The following is a 23099-nucleotide window of genomic DNA, read 5'->3' as shown; positions in this document are numbered from 1 at the left end:
CGACTGCTTGCAGACGCCGCTCATTGGGATGAAAGTCGATGCCGGAATGGACGACGCTTGGCAAGGTCTTAATCGGAATAGGGTTTGGAATCGTTGCGCTCGGGGTTCTGTTGGTCGTTGTGGAGCGGATTCCTGGCTTAGGGAACGCCTTCAGTTGGCTCGGTAAGCTCCCGGGCGACCTCTCCATCAAACGTGACAATTTCGGCTTCTATTTTCCCATCGCGACAAGTATTGTTCTCAGCATCCTTCTGAGTCTGCTATTCTATTTTATAGGATGGCTCTTTCGCCGATGATAGCCGCGCGGTTCTGGGCCGGCGCAGCGGGAGTGGGGATCTGCCTCGGCTCGATCATGATGCCAGAGGCGGGGGCGGCGCAATCGATTCGCGTGCTCTTGGCTCCTGATGTCCAGCAGCTGGAAGTACATACCGATCAGACCATTTGGGTCACTGATGAACATGATGAGGCCTGGTCGTATCGGCCTGTTTTGCGGATTAAGGTGCGTGGCCGTGCGTTGATACTCAACGGCAAACCGGTCGTGAGCGATCAGCTGACGTTACGGGCTGGGAATCACGACCTCAAGCTCTGGCTCAATGGAAACGGCAGGAGGACAGCACTTCACGCGAGTGATGACAAAGGTGGCCTACAAATCAGTGGGGTGATCCAGCTGGTTCGGCGAGGGAAGGGACTGCTCCTCGTCAATCATGTCGATTTGGAAGAGTATGTCAAAGGGGTGGTACCGGCGGAGGTCAATTCTGCCTGGCATCCCGAGATGTTGAAGGTTCAGGCCATTGCGGCCAGGACCTATGCGCTGTACCAACATATGCTCAGTGCCACACGGGACTACGATGTCGTTGCTAGTACCCAAGATCAGGTCTATCGTGGCCGTCACGGTGTCGATGAACGGGTGATCCAGGCGGTCGAATCGACGAGAGGCTTGGTGGTGGTGTACCAAGGTGCTCCGATCTATGCGGCATTCTCGTCGACTGCCGCAGGAATCACGGAAGATGCCATGAATGTGTGGTCGAAGGATCTCCCATATTTAAAAGGTGTCGAATGCCCGTTCGATCTTGAGTCTCCGTTTTATCAATGGAAGGCCTCCGTCAAGCTCGACACGTTGGAAAAGAATTTGCGGCAACGGGGATTTGCGGTAGGAACAATCTTGGGAATCACACCGCTTGCCTATAGCCGTGCCGGACGAGTGGCGACCATACAGATTGTGCACTCGAGCGGGGAGTTGACGCTACGGGGCGAAGACCTGCGCAAAATGGTGGGGTATACGGTGGTGCCCAGTACACAATTTGCCATCGACTCGGTCGGGCAGGATGTCGTCTTCTCCGGCTACGGGGCAGGTCATGCGGTTGGCCTGTGTCAGTGGGGCGCGAAAGAATTGGCGGAATTGGGCTATTCGTTTTCGAGCATTCTTCGTTACTACTATCCTGGGACAGAGATTCAGGATGCGTCCTTGACTCAAGCCCCTCCTGTGCCTCCGATCCCTGCGGCCCCTCCATCCTAGCCCACACGATTCATGAGTGCTTCTACTGCAACCGCCGATACGCCGCTACGACCATCTTGGCCGCCAGCTTCGCGCGGCCAGTGGGCAGGCTCGTCCTTCGCAGCCTCGACATACTGTTTCAAGTATGCCTCGGCCACCTCAGGACTCCGCATGCTCGTCTCGCTTGGCGTCTTGGCGGTTTCGTCACGAACCATCATGAATACTGTGGGCTAATGCACCTCTCCGAGTTCGATTTTCCGTTCGATCCATCCCTGGTCGCGTCGGAGCCCGTTATCCCGCGTGACCGCGCGAGATTGCTGGTGTTGGATCGAGCAACCCAACAACTGACCCATCGTCATGTTGCCGAGCTTCCTGCATTGTTGGAGCCGGGTGACCTTCTTGTCGTGAACGACACAAAGGTGATGGCCGCACGAGTATCTGGGGTCAAGAAACCGACTGGGACATCAGTCGAAGTGTTGTTCGTGAAGGATCTTGGTCAGGGCCGGTGGGAAATCATGGTGAAAGGTTCGTTTCGCGTTGGCCAGGTTATTGAGTTTGATCAACAATCTCGCGCAACGATCGTGAAGCGTGATGCGACAGGCACCGAAGTGTTGGTGGACAGTCCGGTTCCGATGACACAAGTATTTCAAACACGAGGGGTCATGCCGCTTCCACCGTACATGAAGCGCGCAGCGACGCAGGAAGATCATCGCTGGTATCAGACGGTCTTTGCCAAACACGAGGGCGCGATCGCGGCTCCGACGGCGGGGCTTCACTTGACGGAAGACTTGTTGAGACGACTGCGCGAAGCCTCGATCAACATGGCGACGGTGACGCTCCATGTTGGCCCCGGTACGTTCAAGCCTGTGACGACCGAGCGAATTGAGGATCACCAGATGGGAGTAGAAGGATTCACGATCAGCGAAGATACTGCGAACGTGGTCCAGGCGACCAAACGGGCCGGTGGCCGAGTGGTGGCTGTCGGTACAACAGTAGTTCGTACGCTTGAAACAGTTGCCAAAGAAAAGGGGGAGGTCGTTCCAATGTCCGGCGAGAGCCGGCTCTTCGTCACACCGGGATTCCAGTTCAAGATCGTCGATGCCCTCATGACAAATTTCCATCTCCCACGGACCACGCTACTCATGCTGGTGTCGGCGTTCGCTGGAATCGAGTCGATACGGGCTGCATATGAAGAAGCAGTCAACGAGCGGTATCGCTTCTATAGCTACGGCGATGCGATGCTGATTCTTTGAATTGTACTCGTGCGCGATACGAAGCCACTTTTCTTCCTGAGTGACGTCGTACGGCTCCCACTTGTCTTTAGGGCCCGAACTAGTTTTCTGTGGTTTCAGGGAGATTCTGGCAAAACAGATCGACGGTCTTGCGAAATAGGAAGAGGGCTGTATCCTGGGGAGAGGCTGCGAGAGCTGATTGCGCGGTGATACGAATGTCCTCAGCGCTGATCCGGTGCTGTTGGGCGACAAGCAAGGCATCTTCCAAATCTACATCGGTTCCCCGGCGCAGTTTCGCGAGAACGAAATCGAGTGGTGTGAGGATACGGATGCGGAAATTCGGCCGATCAACCAAGATCGTCGACCGGTCTCGGTAGCCTGGAGGCATGGCGACAATCGACCAGCCTGAAAAGTTTTGCGTCAGATCCGCCGGTACCTGTGCGTTGGTCAGAAAGTCCAATAAGCTACCAATCGGGCCTGCTACTTCAGCATCCACATCGTGAGTGGCGCGACCTGGAATTCCATAGGCCGGTAATGCCAGCGCACCGATGAGGAGAAGATCAAGCGTTTCCCCGGTTTCGGTGACATAGCGTGTGAGAAGGGAGACCAGTTGGTCAAGGGTGAGCGTAGACAAAGTAGAGCGCCTCGGCAAAGGTCCGATAATCCCGAGCGTCGATTGGCCCAGGAGTGGTCGGGAGCGGGGCACGGTTCAAGACGAAGGTGATCAGTCGTCGATAGTGTGTGTACCAGCGGCATGCTGTGAGATAGGCGGCCTGTACGGCTGGCTCCGAACTCCACGGTGTCAGATCCAGCCGGTCATTGACCAAAATTTCAAGCCACAGCACTCGTCGACCACGGGCCGTACGAACGGCTTCCTCAATAGATGACGTGCCCAAGTAAGCTGGTAGCAACCGCAGTGTGGGGGCAGTTGGGGATGTTGTGCTAGAAGAAGTCATAGTCGCAGTGTAGCATAGCGCTATCAAAATGGGGCGCTTCCGGGTTCCTCATGGATAGGGGTGAAAAGCGTGTCGGGCTACTTTTCTGATGGGGGTGCCCAATTAGGGTATGACTATAGTTGAACGTGCAGGTGCGTTGTGAGCTGTGGTAAAAGATTTTCGATGAGCAGAGAGCGTGTGCGCACGATCTGTACGAATGAATCAACCAGATCTCTCATTCCGATGGGATCATCCTTAAGAAATCGGCTAGTCTGACAATGGGAATGCTTTCGAACTCTTTTGCTTCAGCAGATGATGGTCGCCGGTGACGATGAGGTCAGCCTGTGCTGTCACGGCGCACTCCAGAATTCGATTATCAGGTGCATCGTTGAGCACCGCGATATTACGTGACGGGCGGACGATGGTTGCTGCTCGCCCTACGATCTTGAATCTTTAATGGGGCGGTGACATCCTTTTCTGGCTGATCAAACTTGGTACGGAGGATGCGAGCAGTCTCGGTCAGGATGGGAATGGAACTGTACAGTCCTATCTTTCGGCGATGTGCGACAAGAAATGCTTGTTCGCCTCGACTACCAGGAAGGATGAAAGCCGACACGAAGATATTCGCGTCGAAGACGGCCTTCATCAGCGATCTGTGAACATGATCCGTTCGACATCTTCTTCGGTGAGTACGTCTGCTTTGCAAATGCGGCGTGCCATCTTCCGTTGCAGCGCGAAGAATTCCTCGTCCTCGCGCTCCACCTCATACGCATTCACCATAGGACGGAATAAATTGTTTCTTGTCGCTCCTTCACGTTCCGCAATCTGTTCGTACTCTGTAAAACTCTGCCATGCCTGCTAGCTCATGGTAACCCGATTGCTACCACACTCTTTCGGACATCCGCCCAGGTATTTGGGCCACTTTCACCGCAGAGATAAGCTGTCGGTAGAGAATTATTTTTAAACAACAATGGTTTGTGCGGATATTTTCGATGGTGAATAAGTCTGACGGGTCGAACGATTCTTACAGCATCTCCCGCCTGATGACAACCGGCAGTTTCGCTTTCATGGACTGTTGGAACGAGACCAGGGCTCGTTGCTGTTTCTGCAAGAGCATGTCATCCAACACTCTTTGCTTGGCCTCAGCCATCTTCGCGGGGTCGTTCCCATCCGCAGGTCTGGTTATGAGCGACTGTCCTTCGGCGATCTCTTCGGGGGTGAGCGCAACGGAATCCCGAACGATCATTCGCGCTTTATTGGCCAGGACTTCTTGGTGCTGCATCGACTCAAACGCGGCTGGTGTGAGATGATTCGCGGCTAGGACGCGCTTGTAGAGCTCCGGGTCGAAGGCGCCGGTTTTCTGGAAGACCGGCATGTGTATGATGAGCTCACGCAAATCGGCATCAGAGACCCGCACGCCCATTTCTTCAGCTGCAATGATCCAGATACGACTGTCGACCAGTTGTCCGACGACGAAGTCCTTGAACTCTTCTTCCTTGAAATCGGTCTTGACGCTGTCTTTGTAGAGGCGGTGCATGTTTTCGTAGGTGCGCTTAAATTCGTCCAGGGAGACGGATTGATCTCCGATCGTGGCAACGGGTCCGCCAGCTTGTTCACCGAATCCCCACCAGCCCATTGTAATTATGAAAGCAACAGCCAGGGTTCCCATGATGGACTTGAGGAGCCACGGGTAGTTGTGAGCAGCATCGCGCATCGTCTTAATCATCTGAATCCTCTTCCTTTTGTGAAGCCAACAGTGTACTTATGGAGAGGTTGGAAGACAAGAGCCGCTTTTAACGGGAATGTCAGGAGATGGGTTTAAGTTGCTGGTTTCGGGAGTGTGCCGAAGGGGCGTATCTTTACGGGGAGAGTCATGAGAGGATTCAGGATGGCTCTGAACGCAACGCTCCAAAAAAGATTGTACATTGTTTGTGCAAGTTGCTGCTTTTTGCTATACTTTGCGACTAATTAGAAGGAGATCCCTTGGCAGGGGATGGGCTAACCTCGACGGCGCTAGAAGCAAGAGTCTATCCGAAGGCCCATGTCCTGAATAGATTCATCGCGAAGTTAATTGATCTGTTCATTGTCGTCGCTGCCGGCGAAATCGCTCCTCCGGTCGGCTTTCTTTCAGGCTTGGCCTACATTTTAATCGCTGACGGGTTTGCAGGAGGAAAAAGTATCGGCAAACGGTTGGTCGGTCTGCAAACGATGCGATTAGATGGCCGAGAGACGGCTGGCTTCCGAGAATCGATCATCCGGAATCTTCCACTGGGCGGTGCCCAGATAGCGTATGCGATCCCATATGTTGGATGGCTCGTCGCGCTGGCTGTTTTAGCGTTTGAAAGTTTTTTGATCATTGGGAATGAGCAAGGTCGTCGGTTGGGTGATGAAGTAGCAAGAACTCACGTGTTAGACGCCGGTCAACTTTCGGTTCCGGATTAGGTCCGTCGTACACGAAGCACACAGGCTGGGCGCTGGATTGCTCAGCCAAGATGAAGGGAGCGATCGCTGTGGGGTTTCCGGGAAACATGTTTGGGTGGTTCTCCGACGACCTGGCGATTGATTTAGGCACCGCCACCACGCTCGTGTATGTTCACGGGAAGGGGATCGTGCTGAATGAGCCTTCCGTGGTCGCGATTGAAAAGAAAAGTGAAAAAGTGCTGGCCGTCGGCACCGAGGCGAAGAAAATGCTCGGCCGCACGCCCGGGAATATTGTTGCCGTTCGGCCGATGAAGGAAGGCGTGATCGCCGATTTCGAGATGGCCGAGCAAATGTTGAAACATTTCATCCGAAAAGCCCACAATCGCAGCGCGTTCGTGCGGCCACGCATCATTATCGGTGTCCCCTCCCGCATCACGCAGGTGGAGCAACGGGCGGTGCGTGACTCGGCGGAATTGGCCGGGGCCCGAGAAGTCTATCTGATCGAAGAGCCGGTTGCGGCTGCAATCGGGTCCGGATTGCCGATCACGGAGCCGTCCGGTAACATGGTGGTCGATGTGGGAGGTGGGACGACGGACATTGCGGTCATTTCGTTGGGCGGGATCGTGTACAGCGAATCCGTCAAGGTCGCCGGCGATCGGATGGATGAAGCGATCATGAATTACATCAAGAAGAAGTACAATCTGCTCATCGGCGAACACATGGCGGAACGGATTAAGTTTGAAATCGGGTCCGCCTACCCGTTTGAGGAGCGAAAAACCATGATGATCAAGGGGCGGGATTTGATTTCCGGCATTCCGCGCACGTTGGTCATCGATGACGCTGAGGTTCGTGAAGCGTTGCAAGAACCCATTGGGACAATTGTGAATGCGATCAAGATTGCGTTGGAAAACACCCCGCCTGAACTGGCCGGGGATATTATCGATCGCGGGATTGTGTTAACCGGAGGCGGGTCGCTCCTGAAGGGGATGGATACCCGGTTCCGCGAAGAAACGAATTTACCAATTATTACGGTCGATGATCCACTGACTTCCGTGGTGTTGGGAGTTGGCAAGATTCTCGATGAACTGGATCTTCTCCGGAAAATATCAGTCATGTCTCAAGCGAACAACCTCCGGTAAGGTTCCATCCCTCATGCGGATGGTCAATTTACGCGTATCGTACAACGCTCGGCGTATCGCTCTCGGTCTTGCCGTCATTCTCGTGCTTGGCTTCCTGCTTCTACCCGGCCAACTCCAAAGTGTTTTCCAATCGATCGGTAGTCCCCTCGGATGGGTGATCAGTTGGCCTCTCCAGGCCGTGGCTGGGATCCATGATCGGATCGCCGATATCTGGGGACGATACGTGGCCCTCCAAGGGGTTGAAGAAGAAAATCAGCAGTTGAAGCGAGAGCTGGATCTGCTCAAGGAACAAAACGGGCAACTGCGAGAAGCGTCGGCGGCGACGGAGCGGCTGTCAGCGCTGCTGGAGTTTAAAAGGCAAGCCCTTCCCACATCCGTGGCCGCCCAAGTGATCGGACGTGATATCGGTAATTGGTATAAGACGATCATTCTGAACAAGGGGGCATCCGACGGGATTCAATCAGACCAGGGCGTGATTACTCCGGCAGGTGTGGTCGGTCGTATCGTCAAGACTACGGCCTCCACGGCCGTTGTCCTGCTCGTGACCGATCCCAATAATGCGATCGCCGGACTCATCCAACGTACGAGAGATGAGGGAATCGTCGAAGGGACGACGCAGGGACAGGCTCGACTCAAGTACATTCCGCTGTTGTCCAACGCACGGCCTGGTGATCATGTTGTCACGTCAGGACTGGTTGGGGGGTTCCCCCGAGGTATCCCGATCGGCACGATCATACGAATCGATAAAGAAGAGGAAGCGCTGTTTCAATCTGCGGAGCTTTCTCCGGAGGTAGATCCGAATCGTGTCGAGGACGTCTTAGTCATTCGGTCTTTCCCGCTTCCGACCGAAGGGGAGAGACTTGGCGTTCCAAAGCCCAAGCCATGAAAGCGCTGATTTATTGTACCGTCATCGTTGGTCTTGTGCCGGTTCAGTCTGTTCTTCTCTCGCACCTCAGCGTGTGGGGGGTGAAGCCGGATCTGGGTTTCGTTGCGGTGTGTTTGATCGGTCTCATCGCAGGAGAGCTTGATGGCTTATTGGTCGGGCTCGCACTTGGATGGGCGATGAGCCTGTTCTCCGCGCAAGACCTGATTTCGAGCGCGATCCTCAAGGGAGCCGTAGGGTATATCGCGGGTCTCGCAGGCCGGCAGGTGGTGTATCTAAGCCCCGTTGTGCTCGTCATGGGGCTACTCGTTGTCTCGTGTGTGATCGGGCTGGTTACGCCGCTCGCCCTGACGCTCAGCCCTCAGCAAGATCTGTGGTGGGCTGCCTGGACGGTCGTACTGCCCCAAGCCTGCCTTGATGCAGTTATTGGAGGAGCGATCTACTGGCTGCTGTGGAGTCGGTTGAATATTGAGCAGGTGATGTCCGAATCTCGAATGTAGGCGTTCAGTATGGCGACTGTGCACTATCCTGAAGCAGAGTTTGGCGACCTCCATCGACGGCTCTTCATTCTCCGTGTGGGGCTCTTGCTGGTGGTGGCGCTGCTCGGACTTCGCCTCTGGCATCTTCAAATTCGTGAAGGGCCGTACTATCGAGACTTGTCGGAAAACAATCGTACCAGACTGGTGCTGCTCGAACCGGCACGTGGCCTGATCTATGACCGGCACGGTGTTCTCTTGGCGAATAACGTCCCGAGCTTCAGTCTCTACGTGACGCTGGAGGACGTGAAGGATCGCGAAGTATTGATTCAGCAGTTGAGCAACTTGCTCGGCTTCGACCCGACCCTCATTCGAAAAAAAATGACCGTCAGAGGCAGCAAGCTGCTTCCGCGCAAGATCAAAGACCGTATGACCTTGCGCGATGCCATGTTGGTGGAATCCAACCGTCTCGATATGCCTGGGGTCATGATTCAGGTCGAGTCGCAGCGCAATTATCCAGGTGGAGTGACGGCGGCCCATCTCCTGGGCTATGTGGGAGAAATTTCAGCGGATCAATTGGAGAAACCCGAGTTTGTCGATCTCCACCAAGGTAGCATTGTGGGGCAATATGGTGTGGAAAAGTCCTATGATCGACACATGCGTGGAATGGCCGGACAAAAGAACGTTGAAGTCGATGCGCTGGGCCACGAGAAGAAAGCTGTGGTTGTCGAGCGACCGCAAGCGGGGAACGATCTCTATCTCACGATCGATGTACGGCTCCAGAAAGTGGCTGAGGATCTACTGGGTCAAGAATACGGCGCCATCGTCGCACTTGATCCGAGCAGCGGTGATATTCTGGCGATGGCCAGCCGTCCCGGCTTTGACCCAAACATGCTCTCACGGGAACTGACTGCCAAGCAATGGGTGGAAATCGTCCAGGATGAAGGACGTCCCTTGAACAATCGGGCCTCACAGGGGCAATACCCCCCCGGTTCTACCTTCAAAATTCCTATGGCCGTCGCCGCGTTGGAGACACAAACGATGTCGCCCTCCAGTACCGTGTTCTGTAATGGGGGATACCAGTTCGGCAAGCGGGTGTATCATGACTGGAAAGCCAGCGGGCACGGGTACGTCGATCTGCACAATGCGTTAGTGCATTCGTGTGACGTGTACTTCTATACGATCGGTCAACGGATGGGGATCGATGTAATGGCCGAGTTTGCGAAGGATCTCGGGCTTGGAAAGGCCACAGGCGTGGAGTTGCCATCGGAGCGATCCGGTATCATGCCATCAACTGCCTGGAAACAAAAGGCCAAGCATGAGCAGTGGTTGCCTGGCGAGACTATTTCAGCCGCCATCGGACAGGGCTATGTGACGGTGACACCATTACAGATGGCGAGTCTCGTCGGTACGGTGGCGAACAATGGCGTGATCTACCGGCCTCGTCTGGTGCAGGCGGTCATGGATCGAACGTCGGGGAACCTTCAAGAGTTGCCGGCCGTTCCGCGTGGAAAAATTAATGCGAAACCGGAAACCTTCCGCATCATCAAGGACGCGCTTGCGGATGTCGTCACCAAGGGAACGGCGACGAGGGCGAAATCCTCTATGGTGACGATCGGTGGAAAGACGGGCACGGCTCAGGTGGCGGCGCTCCGAACCGGACCGGAAGAAAATATTCCCAAAAAGCTGAGAGACCATGCGTGGTTCGTTGCCTTTGCGCCAGTGGAATCGCCGAAGATCGCCGTTGCCGTGCTTGCGGAACATATGGGGCACGGTGGGGCCGCCGCGGCTCCTCTTGCGAAAGAAGTGATTGAAACATATATGAAGCTCGCTCCACAGGTGCCGGCCGTCACCTCGGATCTATCCGGCGTGAAGAGGTCGGAGCGATCCGCGAAAGACTCATGATCGATCGATTGACCGAACATCGAGGACTTGATAGTTTTGACATCCGTTATGTTGCCTTGATCCTGGCCATCCTAGGGATCGGTGTGTTGTCCATTTATAGCGTCACGCATGGGCAGAAGGGTGGGATAGCCCCGTATTATCTCAAGCAGTTGATATGGATCGGTCTCGGTGCGGCGGCCTTTCTCGTCATGTGGGCATCGGACTACCATTCTCTTGCGCGGTTTGCCTATCCCGCCTACGCCGTGATCTTGCTGATGCTGGTGTTTGTATTATTCGAAGGGCGAACCAGCAAGGGTGCGCAGCGGTGGATCGCGCTAGGCCCGTTTACGTTTCAACCGTCTGAATTCGCCAAGCTGATCCTCATCCTGGTGTTGGCTCATTACTACTCGAAAGCCCCTCGTGTAGGATGGTTGCAGCGTGTCATTGTTCCGGGGCTATTAGTGTTGCCCGGTCTCCTCCTCATCTTAAAACAACCAGACTTGGGGAGTGGACTCAGCTTTGTCGCGGTGTATGCCGCGATGTTGCTCATGGTGGGCGTTCGTTCGAAAGCCTTAGGGTTTATCCTGCTCTTCTCGATCATGCTGTTCCCGTTTGCGTGGGAGGGCGTGTGGGGGTCCTTGCATGATTACCAGCGACAGCGCATTATGGCGTTTGTCGACCCCGGTTACGACCCTGGAGGGAAGGGGTACCATGCCTTGCAATCCAAGATTGCGATCGGGTCGGGAGAACTGTTTGGGAAGGGGCTCTACGGCGGCACCCAAAGTCAGCTGAAGTTTTTGCCGGAGGGCCATACCGATTTTGTATTCGCCGTCTTTGCAGAGGAATGGGGATTTCTCGGCGTGCTGGTCTTGTTGACGTTGTTTGTGGGGCTGATTTGGCTCTCGCTGGAGATCGCGTCCAAGGCGAAGGATCAACTTGGAGCACTGCTTGCCGTGGGGATCGTGGCGATGTTGTGTTTCTGTGTCGTGGTGAACATCGGCATGACGGTGGGGATGTTTCCGATCGTCGGCATTCCCCTGCCTTTGGTGAGCTACGGTGGAAGCGCCACGATTATGACCATGGCGGCATTAGGCTTGTTATTGAACGTCAAGCGGAAGAGGTTAAGCCTGTTTTATTAAACGGTGACCGATCAGGCGGAACGCTCGAGTTTCGTCATTCGGAGAAGCTACTATCGAAAGCCGGGAGCGCCGGTGTGTGGAGCGAGTGACGGACCTGGGCGTGGGCCTGCGTTCTAGCACTCTCAGCCGAGTCTTGTGGCTTGCAGACCAAAGGAGTCAATATGGGAAGTGAAATTGCGATCACTGTTGCGCGGGAAGAAACCCGTGTGGCCGTGCTGGATGGTGGAGTCGTCACCGATTTGTTCGGAGACCGCGCGAAGCATAAGGATTTTGTCGGAAATATCTATAAGGGAAAGGTGGCCAAGGTCTTGCCGGGGATGCAGGCTGCGTTTGTGGATATCGGCCTGGACAAGGCGGCGTTTATGCATGTCTCGGATCTACTCGTGGATGCCGAGCCTGGTGATATGCTGGTTGAGGCCGAAGCCGAAGAAGACGATAAAGACTCGGATATGCCCCGGCCGAAGCGTCAGAGCGCGAAGCCGATCGAACAACTGCTCAGTGAAGGCCAGGAGTTGATGGTCCAGATTTCAAAGGGCCCGATCGGCACCAAGGGGTCGCGCGTGACGGCCTACGTCTCGCTTCCAGGACGCTATCTGGTCTTTATGCCGAACGTCGACCATATCGGCGTGTCTCGGCGAATTCCGCGAGATGAAGAACGGGCGAGACTGAAAGAGATCATGCGCCGGGTGAGGCGCCCTGGTTTTGGGTATATCGTGCGGACGGTCAGTGAAGGCGTCAAGGAAGATGAATTGAAGTCCGATGTCGACTTTCTCCACGTTCTTTGGCAGGACATTTTGACGAAGCGAGAACGCTTGCCAGCTCCTGCATTGTTGCATTCGGATTTGAGCTTGAGCTTCCGTGTCGTGAGGGACTTGTTCGGCAAAAAGGTGGATCGATTATGGATCGATTCACGAGAGGAATACGAAGCCATTCGAGGCTTTGTGCAGCGATTTTCCCCTGAACAGACCTCGCGGATTCATTTCTACGATAAGGATGCGCCCTTGTTCGAGCATCTCGGGGTGGAGCAAGAAATTGCCCGCGCAATGAGCCGAAAAGTCTGGCTCAAGTCGGGAGGGCATCTCGTGATTGATCATACCGAAGCGATGACGGTGATCGACGTCAATACGGGACGCTTCGTGGGAAAACGAGATCAAGAAGAGACGATCCTTCGCAACAATCTCGAAGCGGCCAAAGAGGTCGCCTATCAATTGAAGTTGCGGGGCATCGGCGGCATTATCATTGTCGACTTTATCGATATGGAGCGGGAGAAGAATCGAGATAAGGTCTATCATGCGTTGATGGATGCCATGGCATCGGATAAGGCGAGAACGAGGATCTCCAGGATTTCCGATCTCGGCCTGATTGAAATCTCACGTGAGCGGGTACGAGAGGATCTCTTACGGTCGCTGTCAGAGCCCTGCCACTATTGCGAGGGCCGTGGATACACGAAGTCTCCTACGACTGTGGCGTACGAAATTTTCCGCGAGATCCGGCGGATTGAATCATCGGGTGATCAGCAACGGATTTTCGTGGGAGCCCATCCCACAGTGGCGGAACTGTTACAAGACGAAGAACGATACGGAGTGGAAGTATTGGAGCGAGACTGTTCCGCGAAAATCATCGTGACACCGGATAATCAGTTGCATCTTGAACAGTACGATCTGGTCGTGTTCTAGTTGAGCGTCATCGCTGCAGCCGCTTGTGTCGGGGGAGATGTGCTGCCTGCCGGACCCTCCAACTGTTGAAACGAACTTCCTCCTGATGCTCAAGATCGATCATGGACGATGCATCTTTGACCTCCTGGCTCACGCTCCAAGCGGTTGACGGTGTCGGCGATCGCACTCTTCTCAAGCTGATCCATGCGTTTGGAGCGCCCGATGCGGTGCTTAGCGCAACGAGGGATGACTTGATCGGTGTCGGGTGTAGTCCGGAACTGGCTGAGTCCGTTCGGCGAGGCCCAGAATCGAGTGTTCGGCGGCAGATCGATGGGCAAGTGAAGACGGTTGAACGCCTCAAGATCCAAACCGTCACTCTGTTCGATCGATCCTATCCGGCCCGTCTGAAAGCCATTCCCGATCCCCCACCGTTGTTATATGTGAGCGGAAGCGTCTTGCTGAAGGACGAGGTCGCGGTGGCGATCGTGGGTGGACGGCGGGCGACGCCATCCGGCAGACTCATCACCGAGGAGATTGCGAAGGACTTGGCAGGATGTGGGGTGACGATCGTGAGCGGCCTCGCTCGTGGAATCGATGCCGCGGCGCACCGAGGCGCGCTAACGGGGAAGGGCCGCACGATTGCAGTACTGGGGTGCGGCATTGATCGGACTTATCCATCAGAGCATCACACGCTGAGGCGGAACATCGAATCGCATGGCGCCGTTATTTCAGAATTGCCGATCGGTGCTGCGCCACAAAGTCATCACTTCCCTCGAAGGAATCGGATCATCAGTGGGCTCTCATTGGGCGTGCTCGTCGGCGAAGCCGCAACCAACAGTGGTTCCTTGATCACCGCAAAACTGGCGTTGGAGCAAGGTCGAGAGGTGTTTGCCGTACCCGGTTCCATCAAGGAAGACGCTTGTCGTGGATCGAACCGCTTGATCAAAGAGGGGGCGAAACTGATTGAAGGGGTCCAAGACATTCTCGACGAGATTCTTCCACAAATCGATGCGCGGCAGCGGGCCATGCTGTATCTTGACGGAGCCGTGGTGGACGCGCGCGCACCATTAGCAAAAGAAGATGCGTTGGTGTATGACGCCCTGTCCTATGAGGCGCGATCCGTCGATGCCGTCATCGAGAGCACGGGACTGAGCGCCGCGCAAGTATCGGCGACTTTGCTTTCGTTAGAATTGAATGGGCAGATCCGCCAACTCCCGGGTCAACAATACATTCGCCTGTAGCCTCAGCGAGGGATGGAATCCTGCCTCAACCGTCGCTCGAGTAAGACTCAACAGTTCGCTAGACGCGAGAAACGTCTTCACCTGTGAAAAGGATGTATGACGAACATAGCAGGTGCGGCCTATCACAAGGGTGATGCTGTATCGTCACCGAATGGTGCCTCGCCTGTTGCCGACTGCCATTCTAGTTGCACGAACCTTGGATATTTGGTACGGATGATACAATTCTTGAGAGGTCGATGGAGTCGTCATGGCAAAAAACTTGATCATCGTTGAGTCGCCGACGAAGGCGAGGACGATTACGAAGTATCTGGGCCGTGGGTATACCGTGATGGCGTCGGTGGGGCACATCAAGGATCTTCCGACCAGTAAATTGGGCGTCGATCTCGAGCACGATTTCGAACCGCAGTACGTTACCATTAAAGGCAAGTCGAAGGTGTTGGCTGAGATCAAGAAGAAGGCTGAGGAAGCCGACAAGATCTTTCTGGCGCCGGACCCTGACCGTGAAGGCGAAGCGATCGCGTGGCATCTTGAACAGGAGCTGCTGGGAAAATCGAAGAAGAAAAAAAAGGATACAAAAATCTTCCGAGTGTTGTTCAACGAAATCACGGAGTCCGCGATCAAACGCGCGCTGCAGTCACCGGGCGAGATCGACATGAAACGGGTGAATGCGCAGCAGGCACGCCGCGTGCTGGATCGTATCGTGGGGTATCAAGGCAGCCAATTGCTCTGGAATAAAGTTCGGCGCGGGCTCAGCATGGGGCGAGTGCAGTCGGTGGCCATGCGGCTGATTTGCGAGCGAGAGGCAGAGCGGGAAGCCTTCCGAACTGAAGAATATTGGTCGATCATTGCGCTGCTGGCAGGAACCAATCCACCGTCGTTCGAGGCGAAACTCCACAGCATCAATGGCGAAGAGGCGTCGATTGAAAATGCTGAGCAAGCCGGACGCATCGTTGGCGAGATTCAAGGTAAGGCCTTCGTCGTCCAATCCATCGAGCGCCGAGAAAAGAAACGGAATCCCGTCGCGCCGTTCATTACCAGCCGTCTGCAGCAGGAAGCCTCCAGAAAGTTGCACTTTTCGCCGAAGAAAACGATGACGCTGGCGCAGCAGCTCTACGAGGGGATCGAAATCGGAGCTGAAGGCGCGACCGGTCTCATTACCTATATGAGAACTGACTCGCCCCGTATTTCCAACGAAGCGATGGCCGATGCTCGCGAGGTGATTCAGTCCCGATTCGGGGCGGAGTATCTTCCCGCAACGCCCAACGTCTACAAAACAGCGAAGGCTGCGCAAGAAGCTCACGAGGCCATCAGGCCGACGTCGGCGAGCCGCGATCCCGAGTCGATCCGCCAGTACTTGGATCACGATCAGTACAATCTCTATAAGTTGATCTGGAATCGGTTCATCGCCTCGCAGATGGTGCCGGCCATCTTGGATGTCACGCGTATTGATTCCACACCGGTCAGCACCAAGGAGCGGTACGTGTTCCGTTCTACCGGAACGGTCGTGAAGTTTCCCGGCCACACGATCGTCTATATGGAAGGTGTTGACAAAGAAGCGCCATCGCAAAAGCCCAAGGCCGGGCAAGAGGCGGATGACGACGAGCGCCAGCTCCCGTCCTTGTCAGAAGGGGAGCGGTTGCGATTGGTCGAGCAGGACGGGCAGACGGTACCGGGCATGTTGTCAAAACAGCATTTCACACAGCCGCCGCCACGCTATAACGAAGCGCTCTTGATCAAGGAGTTGGAGGAGAAAGGTATCGGCCGTCCGTCGACCTATGCCGCTATTATTTCCACAATCCAAGACCGGAAATATGTGGAAAAGACGGAAGGGCGGCTCGTGCCGACGGAAACGGGAAAAACCGTCCACGATTTCTTGATCCAAGGCTTCCCTGATCTCATCAACGTGGATTTCACGTCGCAGCTCGAAGAACAGTTGGATGAAGTGGAAGAGGGGAGTAAGCCTTGGGTGACAGCGGTGCGCGATTTCTATACACCGTTTACCAGAGAACTGGAGCGAGCGAAGACGATTCCTGGGCCGAAAGACATCGTTGAGCCGCCGACCAACATCCCCTGTGAAAAGTGTGGTCGGATGCTCGAAATCAAGTGGGGACGGAACGGGAAGTTCCTCGCCTGTCCTGCGTATAAGGACGATCCGCCCTGCAAGAACACGCAGAATTTTGAAAAGCTTCCGGATGGCACGATCAAAATCGTTCCCAAGGAGGAGATCACCACTGATCAGGTCTGTGACAAATGCAGCAGCCCAATGGTGGTGAAGACCGGACGCTTCGGCAAGTTCATCGCCTGTTCTGCCTATCCACAGTGCAAGACCACCAAGCCGATGGTGCTTGGTGTCAAATGCCCGCAGCCCGATTGTGGTGGCGACCTCGTGCAGAAACGGACGAAGAAGGGCCGCTCATTCTTTGCCTGCAGTCATTATCCCAAGTGTGAGTATGCCCTCTGGGACCGGCCAGTGCCCAAAGTCTGTCCCACGTGTCAGGCTCCGTTCCTCATCGAGAAAATCAGTAAGCAAGATGGCCGCAGCGTCCAATGTCACAACCAAGAATGCGGTTACCGCGAGGCAGGGTAACCAGTCTCTGTTCCTTTTGATTACTTCGTTCTCACTCAGCAATCACCGCTATTCTTTTTTGAGGCGGCTGTGACGCGGCACCTCGGGGCACGAGCGTAGGGGGCACGGTGGATCCTTTGGCGTCTCGTTCAGACCAGTCGAGTGAAAGTCCGACAATCCTTGTCTGATTCCAGTCCGTGTTATAACGTACAAAAGTTCTGATTCCTTTGCTGGGTCGGCCTTGCGAAACTCGCTTGTGATGTAGGGTTGGAGACTTTTGCAAACTGGAGGTTGGAGATCGATGTTTATTCACCTGTTTGGCGCAATGGCGGTGTGGTTGTGCGCGAGTCTGGCGTGGGTGCCTCTGGCTTCGGCTCAAGAGGCATCTCCCGCTATCAGTGAACGACAGACAGTAGGCGTTGTGGTCGGCGGCATGGTACCGGTGCGATTCATGGAGGGGCAGTCGTCCAAACTTAACGGAGTGTCGGTCCATCCGTATTGGCAGATCGTAGTCAGGAGTCCTACCAGTCATGAATGGTGGAGTGGTTCTGTCGCCCTTGGGGTTGAGGCAGCGTTCTTGGGGATTGCGGAACCCACCAGTGCCTATGGCCTAGGAGTTACGCCCAAGGTGGTCTATACCTTCACCTCGTTTGGTCCCCTGAAGCCCTACATCGAAGGTGGTGGTGGGCCACTCTGGACCAACTTCGACGGTCGCATTCCCGAGCAAGGGTCGGACTTCAATTTTTTGGTCTGGGGCGGTGCGGGCGCAACCTATGATTTGACCACACAATGGGCGCTCAATGCCGGAGTCCGCTTCAGCCACATCTCCAATGCCGACACGGGTAGTCCAAACGGCGGGGTCAATTACCTGCTGCCGTTTATTGGAGTCTCTACGAAGGTTTTCTGAGCACTAGAAGTAGAGGCCTTCCCGCCGCAGTTGAGTCAGGAATGCATGAATGGGCAGGATGTTGCCATGTCTCATCCGCGAGCGAGCCGATAGCCTGCATCGACAATACTGATAAAAGCGCGCCCGAACCATTTTTGAAACTGTGCTGTTTCATCCGACCCCGCCTGACTTCATTGGATTCAACGTCGGCAGGCATAGAGCTGGTCGGTGCGCCATACCGCGAGGCTGTGTGGGGCAAAGTCTGCTAGGATGCGGCGGTGATAGACCACACGCCTGCTTCGACCGCGCCGCGCCAAGCTGCGGTGCTCTTCATCCTCGTCACCGTGCTGCTCGACATGTTGTCGTTCGGCATCATCATCCCGGTGTTGCCGAAACTTGTCGAGGAATTTCTCTCCGGCGATACGGCGCAGGCAGCCGTCCTCTATGGGTTGATGGGGACGGCCTGGGCCTTCATGCAGTTCTTCTGCTCGCCGATTCAGGGTGCCCTGTCCGATCGATTCGGCCGTCGACCGGTCATCCTGCTGTCCAATATGGGCTTGGGACTCGACTACATCGTGATGGCGCTTGCGCCGACCGTCGCCTGGCTTGTTGTGGGCCGCGTCATCTCCGGGATGGCCTCCTCCAGCTTCAGCACCGCCGGTGCGTACATCGCCGATGTCACGCCGCAGGAGCAGCGCGCGGCGGCATTCGGCAAGATCGGCATGGTCTTTGGCTTGGGGTTTATCTTCGGTCCCGCCCTAGGCGGTTGGCTCGGCGCGATCGATCCACGGTTGCCGTTCTGGGGCGCGGCCGCACTCAGTCTTATGAACGCCTGTTATGGATTTTTCGTGCTTCCTGAATCCCTACCACCTGATAAGCGGATGCCGTTCAAGTGGGCGCGGGCCAATCCTGTCGGCTCGCTCGTGTTGTTACGCTCACACCACGAACTCTTTGGCCTCGCAACGGTTGCGTTCTTCGGGTATCTGGCCCATGCGGTGCTCCCGAGCGTGTCGGTCCTGTATATGGGCTATCGCTATGGATGGGGACCTGCGAGCGTGGGGCTCATGATGGCGGGCGTCGGCGTCGCTGCGATGATCGTGCAAGGCGGACTGATCCGACCGATCACCGCCCGGTTCGGCGAACGTAGGACAGTGGTGATCGGTCTACTCTGCGGAGCAATTGGTTTCTCTGTCTATGGCATCGCACCGGAAGGCTGGATCTTCTGTCTTGGTATTCCCGTGATGGCCTTCTGGGGACTTGCCGGTCCGGCGAATCAATCGCTCATGACACGCCACATCAGCAGTTCAGAGCAGGGCCAGCTGCAGGGCGCCATCGCCAGCATCAACGGTGTGACCGGCCTCATCGGGCCGACCCTCTTCACGCAGACCTTCGCCTTCTTCATCCGATCCGACTCCTCTGCCGGCACTCAGCACTCAACCCTCAGCACTTCCCTGGATCTTCCCGGCGCGCCCTTTATCCTCGCCTCGCTCATGCTCCTCAGCGCGGCGATGATTGCCTGGAGAACGACGAAAGCAGGCGGATCATAGACAAGCGGCTTGCGCCGATTCTGGGTGCGATTTGTGTGCTGTGTCTGACGATCGAATTAAAACGCAGGTCTCATGGTCTCGATAACCTCCTTGCTGAACAGCATCTCCGGTTCCCCGCTCTCTGTTCATGAATAGAGCTCCAACCTTCTGGGAGCCGAGTGGGAAGAAGAGTGAGGGGTGTTAGTATAATGAACAGAGACTCGGAAGCCCCACTGTTGCCATAGCGTGATCGCCTGAGCACGGAATGTATATGCGGGTATTCGACGGAGGATCTTCCCTATGCTCAAAGTCACTGTAAGACGGGCTGTTGCCGTGTCGGCAGTCATCGCCTGTCTTGTCGGGAGTGAGGCTCCGTGTGCAGCGGCTGATCCCGAGACGAGCCCGCGACGGTTTCAGATCGAATTTGAAACTGGTGCGATCTGGCAGGGTCGGAACGAGATTCACATTCCTGATTCAGCGGTCGGGACACGTTTCTCGCTTACTGACATTCAGGACAGCACCCCGATCGTGCAACGACGGGTGGAAGCGACATGGCACCCGGGCCGACGGCATGCGCTTCGCTTTGTCTATCAGCCGCTTGACTTCTCCGGGGCCGGGTCGTTTGCCACACCGGTGTTGTTCGCAGGTGGCAGCTTTGCGCCCGGTGCTCCCGTGGAATCGGACTACAAGTTTGACTCCTACCGAGTGACCTATCGCTATCTCTTCTACGAATCATCAATGTGGCGGTTGAGTGCCGGCGCCACGGCCTTCATTCGCGACGCCAAAGTGGAGTTGAGGCAAGCCGGCTCGACAGCCACTGATAGTAACATCGGCTTCGTGCCGCTGCTGAGCGTGAATGCGGAATATCGCTTCGCGCCGCGTTGGATGGCCGTGGTGGATGTTGACGGGCTCGTGGCTCCGCAAGGGCGTGCCTTCGATGCCGCCGCGAAGATCCGCCATGATCTCACCGATCATTGGTCTGTCTCGGCGGGATATCGCACGTTTGAAGGCGGGGTGGATAACGGTGAGCGGTTCGCCTTCGGCTGGTTCCACTTCGCCGTGGTCTCGATCGGGTATCGGTACTGAAGCAGGTTCTCGTCAAAAGGTTCTACGCGAGGCGGTTGATGAACGACCAGCTTGATCCTTCCATGCACGAATGGGCCAAGTACGAGCGACTGATTCTCTTCGACGGGGTCTGCAATTGGTGCAATGCCTGGGTAGGCTTTGCGATTGCTCATGATCCAGATGGGCAGTTCAAGTTCGGGACGCTCCAGTCTGAACAGGCGCAATGCATCCTCCATGACTTGCATTTGCCCTCCACCGACTATCAGACCTTCCTCTTGCTAGAAGAGGGCCATGTCTATACCAAGTCCACTGCGGCGCTGAGGGTGATCCGACAGCTTTCCCGGTGGTGGCCCCTGTATTACCTCTGTGTGCTGGTGCCGGCCCCCCTCCGCGATGTGGTCTATGACTTCGTGGCGCGTCACCGCTATCGGTGGATGGGGCAAGCAGCCACCTGTCGCGTTCCGACTCAGGCAGAACGTGACCGATTTGTCTGATGATGCATAGAGGCAGGCTGAAATAGCGGACGTGTCATGTTGCGTGGTCTGTGGGGGGGTGCCGCGCAGAGATGGTCCTCATTGAGTACCTCGTGGGCGAGTCGATTGCACTTTGCGGTGAGTTTGCGTAAAGTTGGCGCGTGCTTGAACGCCTGCGAATGCTCCTGACAAAGGGCCGGTATCGGGTCACGTTGCATGCGGAACAGGAGCGTGATGCCGACCAGATTACGATCAACGAAATTGAACAGGCGTATTCGAGTACCTCCAGCGAGATCATTGAAGATTATCCGGACGATCCACGAGGGCATTCGGCACTTGTGCTAGCCTTTACGGAATCACAGGAGCCGTTGCATGCTGTGTGGTCGATTCACGAGAACACGGCCATCCTGATCACGATCTATCGGCCGGATTCGAAGCTGTGGACGAACTGGCGCAAAAGAAAAGGGAGGCGATCATGAAGTCCTGCCCGTTCTGCAAAGCCCCGGTGAAGCGAAAAACGATCGAACATGTCCATCGGTGGGGGAAACGCCTGTTTCTATTTAAGAACGTGCAGGCTGAGGTGTGCAGTCAGTGTGGGGAGACATTTTTAAAGCCTGCGGTCCTTCGACTCATGGATCGGTGTACAGCGACGGGCAAGGTCGGGCGAGCGCGGGTGAGTATTCCCGTGATTAGCTTGCCGGACAAAGTCAGCGCATAATGGCAGGGCTTCTTGAGCCGGCCAAGTAGTTCCTGCTTCCTACCTTTATACATGCCAGATATCGGTCGCTTTCATTCAGGAGCTGTCGACTCGATGAAACTAAAGATTACCCCGTCCACTGGGAATGTGTTCTGTGACCTTGGGTTTCGCCGTGAGGAGGCCGAACATTTACTGGTCCGGGCGGACCTCATGATCCAGATACAGAAGCTTGTCCTGGCTCGCGGCCTCAAACAGAAGGCTGCCGCTAAGACCCTGGGCGTGACTCAGCCGCGCATCAGCGATCTCTTGCGTGGGCGTATCGACCTCTTCAGTACCGATGTGCTCATCGATATGCTGGCTCGCCTTGGTGCGACGGTTCGTCTGACCGTCAAGGTTCGTCCGGCGGCGTGAGTTGTCTCTTGTAATATATAAGTCGATAATCATGCCTGGCACCGGGCTATGACCCGGACAGCTCAAGTTCGGGACACTCCAGTCCGAGTAGGCGCAACGCATCCTCCGTGACCTGGATTTATCCGCCACGGACTATCAGACCTTCCTCTTGCTGGAAGCGGGCTATGTCTAGACCAAGTCCACGGCGGCGTTGAGGGTGATCCGACAGCTCTCTTGGTGGTGGCCCTGTATTACCTCTGTATGTTGGTGCCCGCTTCTCTCCGTGATGTGGTCTATGATTTTGTGGCGCGGCACAGGAACCGGTGGATGGGCCGATCGGCCACCTGTCGCGTTCCAACTCAGGCGGAACGTGAGCGATTTGTCTGATCATGAATAAAGGCATCCTGAGGCATGCGGACGTGTCGTCTCATGTCGTCTCGATACCGCCTTGCACAAAAAACCTAAGTCCAATCGTACGGTCCGGTGAGGAGTTGCTTGAGATGTGTAACGAGTGGAAAAGGCTCTCGACTCCTAAGTGTCCTCTCAACAGATTCTAGGGCTTGGGGCACTCGATGTGGATCAGAGTTTCTCCTGGTCTACAACCAGCATGAGGTGGACAGTGCTCAGGCGTGGATTGTCGTTCTTGTGCTGCCTGTAACTCGCCGACAAAGTCTTGACTGCATACGTAACGTGTTTGCAGATTACAGCTGCATCGGGCAGGCGGGGCTAGAAAATAGCGGAGTCCTGACTTTGTCCTGCGCACTTCAAGTGGCTTATTCTGATCAAGATCGGCTGCGATTTTCGTCTCAATCCCGCGTGGCGCTGGCTGTAGCTGGTGCAAAAATGAAACCGCGTCCGTGCTAGCGAGCACTCCAAGAAGGCTCATGACAACACAAGAAACAGTCATGGTTCACCCCCAATACGCAAAGCACGTCGCAAAACATAACATGACAGACGTGAAATGGCATAAACATACGTCAATACCCATCTTGGCCTCGC

At 55.6% G+C, this 23099-nt stretch carries 25 protein-coding genes; 19 read left to right on the top strand and 6 right to left on the bottom strand.

The genetic code is table 11. From position 1 onward, the window contains the following. Positions 1-38: 38 nt before the first annotated feature. Together E8D52_12420 and E8D52_12415 are read left to right on the top strand one after the other, a co-directional pair. Positions 39-293, top strand: a complete 255-nt coding sequence (locus tag E8D52_12420) for a DUF2905 domain-containing protein (GenBank protein TKB67377.1) — start codon at positions 39-41, stop codon at positions 291-293. Then, positions 275-1513, top strand: coding sequence for a SpoIID/LytB domain-containing protein (locus E8D52_12415; GenBank protein TKB67376.1), 1239 nt, complete (start codon positions 275-277; stop codon positions 1511-1513). The genes E8D52_12420 and E8D52_12415 overlap by 19 nt, the downstream gene beginning before the upstream one ends. Here E8D52_12415 and E8D52_12410 read toward each other — a convergent pair. After that, on the bottom strand, positions 1510-1710 hold the full coding sequence (locus E8D52_12410) for a hypothetical protein (protein TKB67375.1): 201 nt from the start codon (positions 1708-1710) through the stop codon (positions 1510-1512). The genes E8D52_12415 and E8D52_12410 overlap by 4 nt on opposite strands. A gap of 15 nt (positions 1711-1725) precedes the next feature. Here E8D52_12410 and queA point away from each other — a divergent pair, with 15 nt between their 5' ends. Next, the gene (queA, locus tag E8D52_12405; protein ID TKB67374.1) at positions 1726-2745 is read left to right on the top strand and encodes a tRNA preQ1(34) S-adenosylmethionine ribosyltransferase-isomerase QueA; all 1020 of its coding nucleotides are present in this window, start codon (positions 1726-1728) and stop codon (positions 2743-2745) included. A gap of 79 nt (positions 2746-2824) precedes the next feature. On the opposite strand, the gene E8D52_12400 is transcribed toward queA, so the two are convergent. The 5 genes from E8D52_12400 to E8D52_12380 form a co-directional block, all read right to left on the bottom strand. Further along, positions 2825-3358, bottom strand: coding sequence for a hypothetical protein (locus E8D52_12400; GenBank protein ID TKB67373.1), 534 nt, complete (start codon positions 3356-3358; stop codon positions 2825-2827). Then, positions 3339-3680, bottom strand: coding sequence for a hypothetical protein (locus tag E8D52_12395; GenBank protein ID TKB67372.1), 342 nt, complete (start codon positions 3678-3680; stop codon positions 3339-3341). The genes E8D52_12400 and E8D52_12395 overlap by 20 nt, the downstream gene beginning before the upstream one ends. Positions 3681-3926: 246 nt before the next feature. Beyond that, a complete protein-coding gene (locus E8D52_12390) occupies positions 3927-4103 on the bottom strand; it encodes a putative toxin-antitoxin system toxin component, PIN family (GenBank protein TKB67539.1) in 177 nt (58 codons plus the stop codon). Further along, the gene (locus E8D52_12385; GenBank protein TKB67371.1) at positions 4063-4305 is read right to left on the bottom strand and encodes a PIN domain-containing protein; all 243 of its coding nucleotides are present in this window, start codon (positions 4303-4305) and stop codon (positions 4063-4065) included. Before E8D52_12385 ends, E8D52_12390 begins: the two co-directional genes overlap by 41 nt. A gap of 378 nt (positions 4306-4683) precedes the next feature. Continuing rightward, positions 4684-5385, bottom strand: coding sequence for a hypothetical protein (locus tag E8D52_12380; GenBank protein TKB67370.1), 702 nt, complete (start codon positions 5383-5385; stop codon positions 4684-4686). Positions 5386-5642: 257 nt separating this feature from the next. Between E8D52_12380 and E8D52_12375 the strand changes: the two genes are divergently transcribed. The 16 genes from E8D52_12375 to E8D52_12300 all read left to right on the top strand — a co-directional run bounded on the left by E8D52_12375 (position 5643) and on the right by E8D52_12300 (position 22121). Then, on the top strand, positions 5643-6101 hold the full coding sequence (locus tag E8D52_12375) for an RDD family protein (GenBank protein ID TKB67369.1): 459 nt from the start codon (positions 5643-5645) through the stop codon (positions 6099-6101). Positions 6102-6187: 86 nt separating this feature from the next. Continuing rightward, entirely contained in the window at positions 6188-7219 is a 1032-nt protein-coding gene (locus E8D52_12370) for a rod shape-determining protein (protein TKB67538.1), read from the top strand. Continuing rightward, on the top strand, positions 7161-8105 hold the full coding sequence (mreC, locus tag E8D52_12365; GenBank protein TKB67368.1) for a rod shape-determining protein MreC: 945 nt from the start codon (positions 7161-7163) through the stop codon (positions 8103-8105). Before E8D52_12370 ends, mreC begins: the two co-directional genes overlap by 59 nt. Beyond that, positions 8102-8602, top strand: coding sequence for a hypothetical protein (locus tag E8D52_12360; GenBank protein ID TKB67367.1), 501 nt, complete (start codon positions 8102-8104; stop codon positions 8600-8602). The genes mreC and E8D52_12360 overlap by 4 nt, the downstream gene beginning before the upstream one ends. Positions 8603-8611: 9 nt before the next feature. Next, a complete protein-coding gene (gene mrdA / locus E8D52_12355) occupies positions 8612-10483 on the top strand; it encodes a penicillin-binding protein 2 (GenBank protein ID TKB67366.1) in 1872 nt (623 codons plus the stop codon). Further along, positions 10480-11601, top strand: a complete 1122-nt coding sequence (rodA, locus tag E8D52_12350) for a rod shape-determining protein RodA (GenBank protein TKB67365.1) — start codon at positions 10480-10482, stop codon at positions 11599-11601. The genes mrdA and rodA overlap by 4 nt, the downstream gene beginning before the upstream one ends. 161 nt (positions 11602-11762) lie before the next feature. Next, positions 11763-13277: an Rne/Rng family ribonuclease gene (locus E8D52_12345; GenBank protein ID TKB67364.1), complete on the top strand. Its 1515-nt coding sequence runs from the start codon at positions 11763-11765 to the stop codon at positions 13275-13277. 101 nt (positions 13278-13378) lie between these two features. Beyond that, entirely contained in the window at positions 13379-14497 is a 1119-nt protein-coding gene (dprA, locus tag E8D52_12340) for a DNA-protecting protein DprA (GenBank protein ID TKB67363.1), read from the top strand. Positions 14498-14744: 247 nt separating this feature from the next. Continuing rightward, positions 14745-17084, top strand: a complete 2340-nt coding sequence (topA, locus tag E8D52_12335; GenBank protein TKB67362.1) for a type I DNA topoisomerase — start codon at positions 14745-14747, stop codon at positions 17082-17084. Positions 17085-17364: 280 nt separating this feature from the next. Next, positions 17365-17970 (top strand): acyloxyacyl hydrolase, encoded by a 606-nt coding sequence (locus E8D52_12330; protein ID TKB67361.1) that lies wholly within the window; start codon positions 17365-17367, stop codon positions 17968-17970. A gap of 335 nt (positions 17971-18305) precedes the next feature. Next, entirely contained in the window at positions 18306-19496 is a 1191-nt protein-coding gene (locus E8D52_12325) for a TCR/Tet family MFS transporter (protein ID TKB67537.1), read from the top strand. A 279-nt stretch (positions 19497-19775) separates the two neighbouring features. After that, on the top strand, positions 19776-20561 hold the full coding sequence (locus tag E8D52_12320; protein ID TKB67360.1) for a hypothetical protein: 786 nt from the start codon (positions 19776-19778) through the stop codon (positions 20559-20561). A gap of 62 nt (positions 20562-20623) precedes the next feature. Then, a complete protein-coding gene (locus E8D52_12315; GenBank protein TKB67536.1) occupies positions 20624-21034 on the top strand; it encodes a DUF393 domain-containing protein in 411 nt (136 codons plus the stop codon). A gap of 140 nt (positions 21035-21174) precedes the next feature. Beyond that, positions 21175-21492, top strand: a complete 318-nt coding sequence (locus tag E8D52_12310) for a DUF4258 domain-containing protein (protein TKB67359.1) — start codon at positions 21175-21177, stop codon at positions 21490-21492. Next, entirely contained in the window at positions 21489-21731 is a 243-nt protein-coding gene (locus E8D52_12305; GenBank protein ID TKB67358.1) for a YgiT-type zinc finger protein, read from the top strand. Before E8D52_12310 ends, E8D52_12305 begins: the two co-directional genes overlap by 4 nt. A gap of 93 nt (positions 21732-21824) precedes the next feature. Then, complete coding sequence (locus E8D52_12300; protein ID TKB67357.1) at positions 21825-22121, top strand: XRE family transcriptional regulator; 297 nt, start codon at positions 21825-21827, stop codon at positions 22119-22121. Positions 22122-23099 lie beyond the last annotated feature (978 nt).

Origin of the sequence: Nitrospira sp. (assembly GCA_005116745.1) — a bacterium.
In the GTDB taxonomy this organism is placed as follows: Bacteria; Nitrospirota; Nitrospiria; order Nitrospirales; family Nitrospiraceae; genus Nitrospira_D.
Note: the sequence above shows the minus strand (reverse complement) of the source record. Positions and strands in the feature narration are given on the sequence as shown.